Raw genomic sequence first — 12,421 nt, forward strand, 5'->3', positions numbered from 1 at the left:
CCACGCCCATGACCTTCCATACCCACACGGCGCTCGCTGAAGGCCTGCGCACGCTCCTCGCCGAGCTCGAAGCCCGGCTCGGCCTCGATCGACCGCTGAAGGTATTTCTCGCCGGCGGCATGGCGGTGCATCTCTACACGGCCAACCGCGTCACGACGGACGTTGACGCTGAGTTTGGCGGCCGCGTGCTGCTGCCCAGCGATCTGGTGGTGGAGCTCACGCGCGAAGACGGCACGCCGCAGGTGATGTATTTCGACACGAACTACAACAGCACCTTCGCCCTGATGCATGAGGACTATCAGGACGACGCCATCCCGGCCGACTTGGGCCTTACCCACCTGCAGCTGTATGTGCTCTCGCCCGTCGATCTGGCCGTCAGCAAGATCGCGCGTCTCGCCGACAACGACAAGGACGATATCGCCGCACTGGTCAGACTGGGCCTGACCAGTGCCGATGCGATCGAAGCGCGGGCCACCAGCGCCCTCGCCGGCTTTGTGGGCGGACAGGCGATGCTGCGCCTGAACCTGCGTGACGCCGTGGCGATCGCACGGCAGGCTGAAGCCGGCACCACGCCTACACCAGCCAGCCACCGGCCGCCCGCCTCGCCAGACGGCTGCGAGCCCTAGGGGCTCGCTTCGGCCTCCACCAGCGTTAAAGGCACGTCGTGCCATTGCGCGTAGTCGCCCGCGCGTACCTTGGCGTCAATGAGGAAGCGTCCGTGCTTGATCTGGGCGAGCCCGGCATCCAGCAGGCGATGCAAGTCCGCACGCAAGAGGATCCCGTCCGAGACTCCATTGTCGTACCGCCAGTCGCGGCCCGGCAGGTGCGCGGCGTCGATGGTGGCCTTGATCGTGGTGCCTGACACCATGCAACGCCAGCCATAGTGCCGACCCAGCCGCAGGCGAAACGCCGCCTGCTGCATGCGCTGCTCGATCTCCACGGTCACTTTGCGCGACGCGGACCCCTTGCCTTCGGGCGGCACCGGCGGCCGGGCTTCGCCATTGCGCCCGAGCCCCGCCAGATCGAGCTCCAGATCGAGCACCGCGCGGATGCATTCCGTGCCTTCAACGGCCCGATCATCTTCGAACCACAGCGTGGTCGATTTCGTGTTTCGGGCCCGCTGCGGCCAGCCCGCCATCTGGCGGTGATACGCAGCCCCCACGTCATCGACCTTGAGCGCGACCCAGTTGCGGATCAGCTCGTCATCCATGTGGATGAAAAGCGCGTGGGTGGCGCCATACTTCTTGACGCTGGCCACGCGGTCGTCCACGGTGTTCAGGAAGCGGACGTCCGGGATGTCCTTGTCCTTTTCGCGACCGAACAAGCCGAACTGGATGGCGCAAAATTTCTGGGGCCCGGTCCACCCTAGCTTGAGCCAGAAGCAGAGCGTCTGCCCATCGGCAGTCATCGCGTCAATCAGCTTGGCGGGGCTGCGCCGACGCACCGATACCCGCACGAACCCGTGGGCCAGCAGTAACGCCGGCACAAGGGCCATTGCGAGTTCTTCATTCTGGTACGACCTCGGCAGCCGCGCCCGACTCTTTGACATCGTATATTCCTCGCGCCGTTAGTGGCCGCCCGGCAGCATTGCGCCGCGCTGGCGCAGGAGATCCGCCACCGGCTGGTGTCCGTGTTGCACGGCGATGGACAACGCCGTGGCCTTCGCGTCCGATTGCAGGTTCGGGCTGGCGCCTGCATCCATCAGCGCCCGGGCCACCTCCAGCTGGTTATTGCGGGCGGCGTACATCAGCGCCGTGGCGCCGCGCAGATTACGCTCGTTGACGTCGGCGCCAAAACGCAGCAGATCCGCGACCCGCACCAGATCTCCATCGGCCGCACTGCGCATCAGCTCGGACATCCCATCACGCTCGGCCACCTTCGCCTGCCGGCTAGACTCACGCTCCGCTGGCGTGAGCTTGCGTTTCCGGTGCCAGTCCACGGCAAACACCACCAGCATTACCACCGAAAAGACCAGCCCGATCCACGAGTGCGCCAGCATCTTGGCAGCCACCAGACCGCCAAAGACGAGCAGACACTGCACGGCAATCCTTCCGAATGACGTGCTGCGCCCGGTCCTCCCACCTGCCGCCAGACGCACGGGCTGCACCGGTCGGGATGGCACCGCTTCGCCCCGTTCGCGCAGCACGGCTTCGATCGCCGCGTGCGCCTCATCGGACAATTCGTCGCCCAACGCCCGCCGCTCGATCAGATAGGCCGAGTCATAACGCTCAAAAGTTTCCCGCAAGGTTGGCATGATGAATCCTAGTGCTGGTCTCAGCTTGTGGCTGCTTCGGAGAAGCTTTGTGACACCGCGCCGGTGAGCCCTAGCGATTCCAACCCGGCCAGACAGGCTGGCCCTGCTCGCACTGCGTAATCCACGCCCCCAGCTCGTCAAACATCACCTGCGCCTGTTGACCGTCGATTTCGTCCGCCTGCAGTTGCCGCCAGACAAAGTCAACAAAGCCATCGAGCCCTTTGGGGTACTTGACGTTGTCCTGCTGAAGATTGGAGACCAGAAAGGGGCTGCCGTCCGGTTCGACGGCGCCATGGATGGCCTTGGCGCGCAAATCCCAGCCAGACGCGGTGGGGGTGAAGCGCAGCGTGGTATGGGCGTTCCAGCGCCGGGTACGGTAGGTCAAACGCAGTTCGGATGTGGCCATGAGGCTTTGCGTGGTGGGGAAATGCCGCCAGCGTAGAGACTCGACCCGCCCGGTCGTACCCCCAATTGGGAGGGGGCACCGCCCGGGCCAACCACAATGCCCGCGCCCGGGCGGCCGGCAAGTGGTGGGCGATCAGCAGCCGGCTTGCCCAGCCGCGCCCCGGCAGGCCCCGCGCAGTCGACGAACGGCAAGATTCAGCGCCCCGCCCGTGAGCATCACGATCACGAAGAACACCGCCCAGCTGGCAAGCGTCAGCAGGCCGGCCGTCGCGATGTTGATGCCGGTACCGGGCTCCGGCAGCATGTCGGCCCACCACTGGGCCAATTCGAGCCCCAGCAGATCATCACGCAGGGTCACCGCGAAGAGACAGGCAAAAAACGACACCCCCACGCTGGCGATCCCGCGCTGTAGCGCATCATCTTGCGGATGATTGACGTCGTTGTACCACCAGAAGCGTGCTGCCGCGACGACCGCCACAACCAGCAATCCCATCACCCAGATATTCGTCAGCATCAGAACTCCTTTCATTCTTCTTCATTGAACCCATTCGCGCGATATGCGGACAGCCGGCCATGATGCAGGCACCGCGACGCAACCGCGTGGTCTGCTAAAGCAACTCCTCGTAGCCCTTCGACTCCTCCACATCGAAAAGGAGGGCATCCGCGCGATCTTCCGTCACGTGCACGAAGCCCACGGGACGCTTATGGGCGTCTAGCACGAATGCGTCGCAGGAGGGCCGGCGCGCCTTACCACCACTGGATCGGACGTCCACTTTCACGCGCAGCGGGAGCAAGAAGCTCGCATCCAGTGGCCCCTCGCTGCGAATGGCCTTGAGGGCGACCGCCTCGATCGCATCCGGCTCGCAACGCGCAGCGGCAGCACGCTCGCTTTGGGCGGGTAGCTCCCAAAGGAAGTACCACGCCGCCGCCAGCCCAATGCTGCCGAACACGAGTAGGCACGCCACATCCTTGCGGGTCCACGGGCCGCGCAGGCCTTTGCGCGGCATCTCCATCGCCACAGGCGCCAGTGCGACGGCCGCGCAGAGCAGCAGGCATCCCGCCGCGACCTCTAGCAGGACACCCGCGACCCAATAGATGGCAGGAAAGAAGTAGGACCACCCCACCATCGACGCCGAGAAGAAGAAGAAAACGGCGACAGGCCGAATCAGCTTTTCGGCACGATGAGCGAGTTGTAGAATCATCGGATTCATATTCATTCGACTATTCCCTCAGCGCGAGCGCTGCGGTGCCGCCGATATATGGAAAGGGTTGTGCTCCGGCAGCCGACGACCATGATGTCACAGGTGTCGCGCCCCGGCGCGGGATCATAGCAACTGATGTGCGTATGGGTCACCGTCCCGAAGGCCCGGTGGCCGAGACGCTCACCCACGTCGGACGGCCGGCCACGGCGCGGCATTCGCGGCCGTGGGCTACCGCGCCCACCGAGAACGGCTTGCCATCCTCGAAGCAGAGCGAGGCGGCATCGAGCGTCGCGGGCTGACTTTTGGCTGCCGTGTTGGCCACTGCGGAGGGGGCCGCCTTGTGCGCCTCGCCGTCCTGCTGCAGGTGGTAAAAGTGGAAGCCCAGCGCGATGAAGAGGCCCACGATAACGAGGACGGCGAGGTAGAGGGCCGCAAGAACGAATCTATGCATGAACGACATGTGAAGCTCCGGTCAAGGATGGCATTGAATGGGGCGTGATTGTCTCGGAATGGCAGGATTTTCCGGGGGCGGCGGCCATGTATTCCCTACGCAGGATGTGATGATGCGCGTGCCCGTCTATGCGCGGCCGGGACACCCAGCGCCGCGCGCACCTTGGCGACTTCAGCCTGTTGATCTTCGGCCAGCAGCACACGCTGCACGAGCACATCCATGCCGCCGACCTCGGCGAGCTTGCCCGCGCGCTCGACGTCGTCGATGAGCGCGCCCAGTGGATAGCCTTCGCGAGCGATGCGCCCGCGCGTGGCACGGCGTCGCCTCAGCATGACCATGACGGCGACCAGCACGGCAGCGACGCCCATAATCTGCAGCATGGTCGCTCCCCTAGTGCTGGAATTCGACGTGGCGGCCGCCATCGTCGTCGCGCACCATCGCGCGGATGTGTTCGCACACGCTGACCGCTTTGACATCGCTGGCGAAACTCTCGATATGCACCAGCACGTTTTCCTCTCCGCAGCCCGGACACACGGCCTTGGCCGTCAAATAGGGGCCGAGCATATCAAAAGCGGTATCGCTCACCGCTACCCGCGTGGTCGTCATGATGACTCCTCCGTCGATTCAGTTCGAACGGAGTGTATATATACTCCGGGAGTATGTCTAGCGCCAATTGCGACGATCCGTTCGCCGGCGGGGCGGCATGCCCGCGCCTGCAGGCGTATCGGCCGGGACGGGAAGATATTGCCCCCCCTGAAGGGGGCAGGCGTCGGGATCGATCCCGACGCCTCTGACAGCCGCGCGCACGCGAGCAGGCGACCCCAATCGCCTACAGCAGGCCGCGAGCGCGCAGGATACCCAGATACGGCGCCCGAGCCGGCGGCACGATACGGATGGTCGGCGTCTCGGCGAGCCGGCGGGCCACCTCCTCGCCCACCATACGCGCTTGCCGGGTGCGCGCCTGCACCGGGAACAGCCAGTCGCGCCACGCGCGCGGGTTCAGCCATGCGACGCCATTGGGGCGTGCAGGCCCTGCCACGGCATCCGCCCATGTGAGCCCGTCGGCAAGCGTCACGCCGCGCAGCTGCAGGTAGCGCTGCGTGCCCACGAAGACGAACAGGCGGTGCGGACGCTCGTCATACAGGAGATACGGCTCGTGCCGGCCGGATGACGCGGCGCTGACGGGGCCGGTCCATTCGAAGTGCAGGACGGCGCCCCTGAGGATGGCCTGCTCGCCGTAGGTCGAGCCGGGCAGCGCCCCACTCAGCCCCGCATCCCCGAGGATGGGGCCGGCCACGAATTGCAGGGTTCGCAGAATCCGCAGCGCCACGGCGGGCGAAGTCTCGTGACAGAACGAAACGGGGGCTGCGAGGCAGGCAGCGTGTCGCGCGGCGCCCGCCGGGGACGTCAACGCAGGGGAAGACAGGGAGTTTTCGAAATCCATCATGTCGGGGTACCTGTTAATCCGAAGCCGTGACGCTGCCTCCACCATGGAGGCAGCGATGCCTCGGATAATCCGGTATAGCGCCGCGCAAACCATCGCTCCGGTGAACGGCCAGCGCGCGATGACCCCTAGTTCGGCTCGGGGGCCTCACCAGCCGTGGCGGGCACGCGAGGGGCAATTTGGGTCCGCAACCGCTCCACGAGGTGCGTGTAGGAAAATGGCCGGCGCGTCGGCCCAAGGAACAGTTGGGCGATCTCCTCCAGACTGTCCGCGTCCACGGTGTTGCGCACCGCCGCCTTGACGCGGCGACGCCGCTCCGACAGGTCTTCGGGCGACAGTTCGCCGAACTTTACGCTCAGGCGCAGCAAGAGCTGGTCGGTCAGCGCCGTGGCGCGCCGATTGCTGCCGGTACTTTTGTGCAAGGCATCCAGCTCGTCGTGGAGAAAGCGCTCCGCGTTGTACCAGCGGAAATCCTCCAGTTCCGCTACCGCTGTGGTCAGCTCCCCGGTCCGCCAGAGGGTCTGATAAAAGCGTGGCAAGCCGATACGCAGATCGCCCTGCGCTACGATTTCATCATGCCCCACCAGCCACAGGAACGGCGTCGGCATGTCCAAGGTCACCGGTTCGATGGCCGCCATGCCATGACAACCGGCCATGACCACACCAAGGTTGCAATTGGCGCCCACATTGATGTGACGCAGCAGTGCAGTGAGCTCGTCCCAGCTCACCACTTCCTGCTCAGCACCCAGCGTGATGCCGACGTCGGCGCCGCCGTGGCATTCGAGATGCAGGATCGGCTGCAGCCCCGTCTGACGGCAGGCCTGCGCGATCGCACCCAACGCCTGCAGCAGCCTCGCTCGCGTACGCACCTCGATGCGTTGCGTACCGGGCTTGATGGGCTTGCCCTCGCGGTAGTGGTGAAGATGGATTAACTCGGACATCAGGTAATCAACCTGCATGTCGGTCGGCTTGAGGCCGTCCAGCACGATGATGGCGTTGTGGTGAATCGGCGTATCGATCGCTGAAAGCATGGCATCCCAAGTTGATAAACAATGAAAGGAAATGGGCGTTCACGCGCCCGGTTTGCCCGGCGGTGCGCCCGGGCAGAACGTCCGGGGCATAACCCCTTTACCGGTTTTCGGACGGAGGGTCAGCACGAGTTCTAGTCAGTCGTTGGTGAGGTAGTCCGCCATGCGCTTCCACCCGCTCAACGCGCCGGACTCTGTCCCGCCCGTCTCCTCAATCGACTTCCCCCGGAAAACCCCCCACGCCCGCCACGTCGTCTTGCCGGTCTTCGCCACGTTGACGGTAGTCTCCTCGCCGTCGACCGTCACCGTATGCTGCCTTGTGCCACTCATGCTTGCCGCCTCAAAAAAAATTAGTAAAGGAAATGCGTCAACGCAGGGACGCGCGATCAGAGATGCAGTTCCGCATCAACCGCTTGCGCAATCTCGGGCGAGATCGCGCGCAACACGTCCGCCACGACCGACCAGTGGGTGACCCGGAAATGGTGACCCGCGATGAAGGAATTTTCGACGCCGATGACGCGCAGCGCCGCCTCCGCCGACCAGACGCCCTCGACCGCTGGCTGGCGCTCCCAAACGGAGGCGCCGCTCACGCCCGGGAGCGGCGGGCTTGGTACCACCGTGCCATCGCGCAACGTACCCGCCGCCTCATAGTCACAAAAGAAATGGCGACCGTCGACAATGGCGTCCGCATTGTTCGGTGTGGTCGGGATGCGTTGCGTGCGCGCAAACAGGAAGCGCCCTCGCACCTGCCCCTCTGGCGTCCAGCCGTTCTTGTTCGCACTCGGCGGCTTGGGGTAGCCCGCGAGCACGATGGACCCGTCCCTCGCCTCCTGTGCGGGGGCCGCGACGTGGGCGAGGGTCAGGAACCGCCAGTGGCGTTGCAACTGCTTCACCAAGCCGGCATCCCGTAGTTCGATGACCGCCACGTCCAGCCGGTCATCCACCGGCGCGTAGAACACGACCGGGCCCAGCGTGTGCAGCACCTCAGTGTTGTGGAATGCCGGTACCGCCAGCTGCTCTTTGTGGACCTCCATCAGGTCCTCAAAGTTATGGTTGGCGGTCACTAGAAAGTGCCGGTCCGCCACCGTGAAGAACGTGCCGGTGCCCAGCAATCCGGTACCCAGATTGTCGAGTTGCAGCAGGATCGGTACGGCGCACTGCACGGTGTAGTGCTCCAGCAGGTCCAGTTCGTTATCGTGGGCCATGTGGGGTTCGTTCGAAATCATGAGATGGGTGGAAGAGCTGTCGGATATAGAGTGTTCTCGGAATGGCCGGCTTGTCCTCACTCGAAATCGAAGGCGCCCAGCGTGATGCCGGCCGCCTCGGCCACGGCATCCGGAGACCGGCCATCGCAGACCGCCTTCACCATCGCGCTGAATGTCCTATCGGCCGGGACGCTGCAAAGTTGACCCCCTACAAGGGGGCAGGCGTAGGGGCGAGGCGCCGGTCTGGCGCCCAACCTACCGTTTGTGCCAGTCGCGAACCTGCGGCGTGACGCGCCAGAATTCGCCGTCCGGGCGGGCCACGGCGAGTTCCACACGGCGGGGCCCGCGCTTGACCATGCCGCTGCCGTCCCGCACGAAGCCCATGTGGCGCAGGGCCTCGGCGCAGAAGCGTTTGCGCAGCGTGGCGTAGATCGGCTGCGCCTTCGGGTGACGAGCCAACGAGAACGACGGCAGCGACAGGCTTCGGTTGGACATGGGAAAGCGCTCAGGTCAGTGGAGATGACCTCATAATATCTACTCTGGGAGTATATTGCAAACAGAAGCCGCCCGGCTCGGCCGACCCGCTGCGCTAAAAGTAGGGGTAGCCGCCCTGCTCGTCCATGGCTTCATCATAGTCGGGTGCATCTGAGCGGTCGCGGCGCCTTTCGCCCTTGAAGGGTGAACGCTCCCATTGCACGGGCCACCTCGTCCAATTGCGTTCCCGCAGTTCGTCAAAGAAAATGCCTTGGCTGACCGTGGCGGCGCGATACGATTGCCCCGCTTCGAAATGGCCCGGGTGCTCCGCGATCCAGTCATAGGCGATCACGGCCTTGCGGCAGTGCTGCCAGCCGCCGAGGATCATGGCGATCTGCCCCAACGAATCCGCCGTGCAGCGGCGCAACATCGCCGGGCGCCGGCTCGGCACCGTCTCGACCAACGCCATGACGACGCTCGCGTTGGCGCGGAGCCATTCCTGCACGCCATCGGGATCGCCCGCGATGGTCTCGCGCAGCGCGTCGACAGCTTCCCGCCGCTCCAGCCCGAGGCGGGTAAATTCCCAGAGATGCCCGACGGCGGCCCAACGATAGCGTGTGTCACTGTACATGGCGGGAATTCGGACGCTTCTGTGGTCAGTCCATAGTAGTCGCGCGCCACAGGACGGCCAATCCCGGAATGCGCGGTTTGTCGAACGCCGGAGGTAGTGCACGCCTCATCCGGGCGCGGGCCCATTGTCGTGCGCGACACGCGGGGTGCTCGGCGGCGCGGGTGCATCGAGGCCTCGGCCGACCGCGATGGCCCACGGTTCGTGACGTGCGTACAAGCGTTCAAGAATCTGGGCCTCCAGCCGCTCGGCAAGCGGGCGTAGATGCGCCCAGCGAGCCACCTCGGCGTCGAGATCCCAGACCGGCTCGGTCACCACCACGCCCGCGTCGGCCAGTTGGCCGGCCGCCTGCCAGAAGCCGTGGGCGGCATGCAGCGCCTTCACCGGGGTGAGGGGCCACCCATACTCCCGGGCGAGGTGACACAGTAACGCCGTGGCATAGCCCCCGCGCTGATGCTCGGGCGCCACCCGCAGCTCGAACACGTAGACCCGGTCGGCGAGCGGCGACAAGCCGTACGCGGCCGTGCCGACCTGCTCCCCGGCGCCATTGTGGAGCGTTGCCCGGACCACGGGGCTTGGCGCCGTGACGACGCGGAAGTGGTCGTGGGTCGCCTTGACCTCTAGGCGCGGCAGGCGGCCGCGCGTGCGCACCTGCTGGTGCCCGGGCCGGCGCTGGGCAGCCCGGTCCCGGGGCGGTACCGCGTCCTTCGCCGCGTAACGCAGCATCGCCTCGTACCGCGTGCTGAGGCCCAGCTGGACTGGGATCTTGCCTTCCTGCGCCCGCTTGGCCCACCACAGCGCCGCCTCGGGCACGATGTTGACCGGGGCCACGGTCTCGCACCCGGAATGGATCCACGCCTGCCGGAGCAGCTCGGCGCCGATGCCCGCCCCGCGATCGGTAGGCGCGAACACCATCAGGTCGTAGACGAAGCAGGCTTCCAGCGGCGCGAACGCCGAGGCCACGCAGAAGCCGACCTGCCGGTCTGCGCGCATCGCGTAGACGCGGAACTGGCCGCTGGCCGGGACCAACTGATAGGTAATCGCCGCAGACTCGCGCAGCGGGCCGGCAGCGGGCGACGCCGGCGGCCAGCGCCATGGGGACAGGAGGGTTTTCAGGCGGGACATGGGGGCTTATCGCTTCCGGGCATCCAGCGCGAGGATGGCGTTGTGGTCAGTGGGGATATCGCCTGTGTGGCCGCGCGTTTATGCGCCTCGGAACGGCCGGCTTTTCCGGGAGGCGTGCCGCCCCCGGGGTAGCGCTTCTGCCCTCACCGGACCCGCCGCAACAGGCACCACGCCGCTCCGGCCACGCCCAGCGCGCCGAGCGCCACGCCCAACCGGCCGACGGTGGGGATCGCGTCGCCCGCCTGCAGGGCGGCGCCCATCGCCAGCGCGCCCATGGCGAGCCCCGCCCACGCCGTGGCCCGCGCCGCCCGCCGCCGAGTCCCCTGCTTGTGCGCCGAAAGCGCTTCGGCCCAGAGGCGGTCCGATGCGCGCTCGTGCTCCCGGTCCCGCGCGTGCCGGACCTCGTCGGCCGAGGTGGGTCCGACGATCGTACGCGCCTGCCGCATGGCGCGCGAGGGCCAGCCCGCGTCGTCGTAACCCGGGACCGTGACCTGCACCGGCTCCGCGTCGTTTGGCACGGGCGTCTCCATCGGTGAGGTCGCCCCCGGCGGCCCCATCTGCCGCTGGCGCAAGACGGCCCATCGATGCTGGATGTCCTCGGACGTCTGCGCATGGGTGAGCCACGCCGCCTCGTAGCGCGCCAGCGGCAACAGTTCGCGATCGCACTGGTCCGCCACCGTGCTGTACAACGTGTACATCTGCGCACCGTCCGGGAAGACAATGCATGCAATGCGAAGTCCCATCTGTTCTCCTGTCGGATGTGTATCGGCTGTTTGCGGGGGCACTGGCGCGCGCCACGGCTTTTCGCTGGCGGCTACGGCGCGAGCAGGAGCACCACACCCTGCAGTGCGGCGGCCACCGCCGCCGCCATGGCCGCCCAACGGCTCCACCGGCCCTGTGCCATCGCGGTTTCGAACGGATCGGTCCGAACGCCCTGCCCGTCGACGACAGAGATGCCGCCCAGCCAGAGGTCCCCCTGCTTTTTTTCGACGAATGGCACGCTGACCGACGTCGAATACCACCACAAGACGGCCGCCACCAATGCCGCCGCCGCTGCGCCCAAATTCAAGTACCCCGCAAGGGTCTTCGCGTCCATGTTTTCCCTTTTCTCGACCGGTTATTAATTATCGGCGCCGCAGCTACTGCGCTGCCGCCTCAGGCTCCGCCGTCAAGCCCAGTTCACGCTGCAGAAACGCCAGCTCGACCGGCAGCCTGTGTGGGATCAGCGTGAGCAGCGGCACGTGATGGGGACGCGGCGCTTCGACGAAATGCACATCGAGCAGCGGGTCGGCAAACGGCGGCAGACCTCTGAGCCGCAGCGCCTTCACGTTTTCGTAGCCGGTCACCACCGTGACCCCCTCTGACCGGCCGCCGCCCCACGTCGCGTGGCCATCGCCGCCTTGCGAGACCTGTAGGTCGACGTTCACGAAGGCTATGCGCCTGCGCATCCGATCGACTGCAATTTTGTAGCGATCACAGTGCAGGACATCGCTGACCTCGAAGGGGTCTGCGGAGTTCTTCTGCAGCCATGCGAAGGCGTCGTGCCCGCGCTGGGTATCCCGTGAGAGCAGCCAGAGGATCGCGAGAAACACGCCAACGAGAAGGATTGCTGCCATGGGATCTCCGTGTTACGCCGTCTACGGCCCGTCGAGCAGGTCGACCGCACCTTCCCACCAAGATGCCGTCAAGGCGCCTTGGCCACCGTCACCGATACGGCGAAGGGCGGCGCCTTTGCACATTCAATGTCGACCTGATTGGCCAGCGCCGGGAAGCCATAGGGCGCGACCACGGTGCCATTGACGACGGCTTGCATGACAAATGCCTTCGACGGCGACGACGCGTTCCACGCGTACCGTTCGCAGTCCTGCTTATCGTGCAATGTCGCGCTGATGAGCACAGCATCATCGGTCGCCGTCACCGACGTCTGTTTGACCGTCGTGCCTTCGGGCGGCTGCAATTGACAGGACGACCCTTGACTCAGTTGGCACTGTCCGAATGCGTTGCTCGCTTTTGCCAGTTTGCTGCCGGCGTTATCGCAGCCGGTCAGTACCATCGTCGCCAGCACCAACGAGGCGACCGGCAGCATCTTCAGTTTCATCATTATCCTTGTGTTATCGCCCCAGCCGTGCCCAGCGGGGCAGCAAGTTCGTGAAGGGTGGCCTGTCACTTACTCGCAGCGTTTTCGGCAACCAACCGTGCATACTC

The 12,421-nt window shown here is 65.8% G+C and carries 20 protein-coding genes; 1 reads left to right on the top strand and 19 read right to left on the bottom strand.

Going from position 1 to position 12,421, the window contains the following annotated elements; genetic code table 11:
• The first annotated feature begins 8 nt into the window (after positions 1–8).
• Positions 9–626, top strand: coding sequence for a DUF6036 family nucleotidyltransferase (locus LDO41_RS27410; RefSeq protein ID WP_223994077.1), 618 nt, complete (start codon positions 9–11; stop codon positions 624–626).
• Here the strand turns inward: LDO41_RS27410 and LDO41_RS27415 are convergent.
• The 19 genes from LDO41_RS27415 to LDO41_RS27505 all read right to left on the bottom strand — a co-directional run bounded on the left by LDO41_RS27415 (position 623) and on the right by LDO41_RS27505 (position 12,314).
• Positions 623–1,549, bottom strand: a complete 927-nt coding sequence (locus LDO41_RS27415; protein WP_223994079.1) for an HNH endonuclease signature motif containing protein — start codon at positions 1,547–1,549, stop codon at positions 623–625. The genes LDO41_RS27410 and LDO41_RS27415 overlap by 4 nt on opposite strands.
• A gap of 18 nt (positions 1,550–1,567) precedes the next feature.
• Complete coding sequence (locus tag LDO41_RS27420; protein ID WP_223994081.1) at positions 1,568–2,254, bottom strand: ankyrin repeat domain-containing protein; 687 nt, start codon at positions 2,252–2,254, stop codon at positions 1,568–1,570.
• A gap of 70 nt (positions 2,255–2,324) precedes the next feature.
• Complete coding sequence (locus tag LDO41_RS27425; RefSeq protein WP_223994083.1) at positions 2,325–2,660, bottom strand: hypothetical protein; 336 nt, start codon at positions 2,658–2,660, stop codon at positions 2,325–2,327.
• A 132-nt stretch (positions 2,661–2,792) separates the two neighbouring features.
• Entirely contained in the window at positions 2,793–3,173 is a 381-nt protein-coding gene (locus LDO41_RS27430) for a hypothetical protein (RefSeq protein ID WP_223994085.1), read from the bottom strand.
• Positions 3,174–3,267: 94 nt separating this feature from the next.
• Positions 3,268–3,876 (bottom strand): hypothetical protein, encoded by a 609-nt coding sequence (locus LDO41_RS27435; protein ID WP_223994087.1) that lies wholly within the window; start codon positions 3,874–3,876, stop codon positions 3,268–3,270.
• 133 nt (positions 3,877–4,009) lie between these two features.
• On the bottom strand, positions 4,010–4,321 hold the full coding sequence (locus LDO41_RS27440) for a hypothetical protein (RefSeq protein WP_223994089.1): 312 nt from the start codon (positions 4,319–4,321) through the stop codon (positions 4,010–4,012).
• Between the two features lie 86 nt (positions 4,322–4,407).
• Positions 4,408–4,692 (bottom strand): hypothetical protein, encoded by a 285-nt coding sequence (locus LDO41_RS27445; protein WP_223994091.1) that lies wholly within the window; start codon positions 4,690–4,692, stop codon positions 4,408–4,410.
• 10 nt (positions 4,693–4,702) lie between these two features.
• The gene (locus LDO41_RS27450) at positions 4,703–4,918 is read right to left on the bottom strand and encodes a hypothetical protein (protein WP_223994093.1); all 216 of its coding nucleotides are present in this window, start codon (positions 4,916–4,918) and stop codon (positions 4,703–4,705) included.
• 223 nt (positions 4,919–5,141) lie between these two features.
• Complete coding sequence (locus tag LDO41_RS27455) at positions 5,142–5,759, bottom strand: hypothetical protein (RefSeq protein ID WP_223994095.1); 618 nt, start codon at positions 5,757–5,759, stop codon at positions 5,142–5,144.
• Between the two features lie 125 nt (positions 5,760–5,884).
• On the bottom strand, positions 5,885–6,787 hold the full coding sequence (locus tag LDO41_RS27460; protein WP_223994097.1) for a hypothetical protein: 903 nt from the start codon (positions 6,785–6,787) through the stop codon (positions 5,885–5,887).
• A 135-nt stretch (positions 6,788–6,922) separates the two neighbouring features.
• Positions 6,923–7,090, bottom strand: a complete 168-nt coding sequence (locus LDO41_RS27465) for a hypothetical protein (protein ID WP_223994098.1) — start codon at positions 7,088–7,090, stop codon at positions 6,923–6,925.
• A gap of 80 nt (positions 7,091–7,170) precedes the next feature.
• Positions 7,171–7,989, bottom strand: coding sequence for a hypothetical protein (locus tag LDO41_RS27470; RefSeq protein ID WP_223994099.1), 819 nt, complete (start codon positions 7,987–7,989; stop codon positions 7,171–7,173).
• A 255-nt stretch (positions 7,990–8,244) separates the two neighbouring features.
• Complete coding sequence (locus LDO41_RS27475; RefSeq protein WP_223994100.1) at positions 8,245–8,484, bottom strand: hypothetical protein; 240 nt, start codon at positions 8,482–8,484, stop codon at positions 8,245–8,247.
• A 94-nt stretch (positions 8,485–8,578) separates the two neighbouring features.
• A complete protein-coding gene (locus LDO41_RS27480; protein ID WP_223994101.1) occupies positions 8,579–9,094 on the bottom strand; it encodes a hypothetical protein in 516 nt (171 codons plus the stop codon).
• A gap of 105 nt (positions 9,095–9,199) precedes the next feature.
• Complete coding sequence (locus tag LDO41_RS27485) at positions 9,200–10,216, bottom strand: GNAT family N-acetyltransferase (RefSeq protein ID WP_223994102.1); 1,017 nt, start codon at positions 10,214–10,216, stop codon at positions 9,200–9,202.
• A 143-nt stretch (positions 10,217–10,359) separates the two neighbouring features.
• The gene (locus LDO41_RS27490; protein ID WP_223994103.1) at positions 10,360–10,959 is read right to left on the bottom strand and encodes a hypothetical protein; all 600 of its coding nucleotides are present in this window, start codon (positions 10,957–10,959) and stop codon (positions 10,360–10,362) included.
• A gap of 71 nt (positions 10,960–11,030) precedes the next feature.
• Positions 11,031–11,312: a hypothetical protein gene (locus LDO41_RS27495; protein ID WP_223994104.1), complete on the bottom strand. Its 282-nt coding sequence runs from the start codon at positions 11,310–11,312 to the stop codon at positions 11,031–11,033.
• 43 nt (positions 11,313–11,355) lie between these two features.
• Positions 11,356–11,832, bottom strand: a complete 477-nt coding sequence (locus LDO41_RS27500) for a hypothetical protein (RefSeq protein ID WP_223994105.1) — start codon at positions 11,830–11,832, stop codon at positions 11,356–11,358.
• A 68-nt stretch (positions 11,833–11,900) separates the two neighbouring features.
• Entirely contained in the window at positions 11,901–12,314 is a 414-nt protein-coding gene (locus LDO41_RS27505) for a hypothetical protein (RefSeq protein WP_223994107.1), read from the bottom strand.
• Positions 12,315–12,421 lie beyond the last annotated feature (107 nt).

This window comes from Cupriavidus pampae (assembly GCF_914271485.1).
Classification (GTDB): Bacteria; Pseudomonadota; Gammaproteobacteria; order Burkholderiales; family Burkholderiaceae; genus Cupriavidus; species Cupriavidus pampae.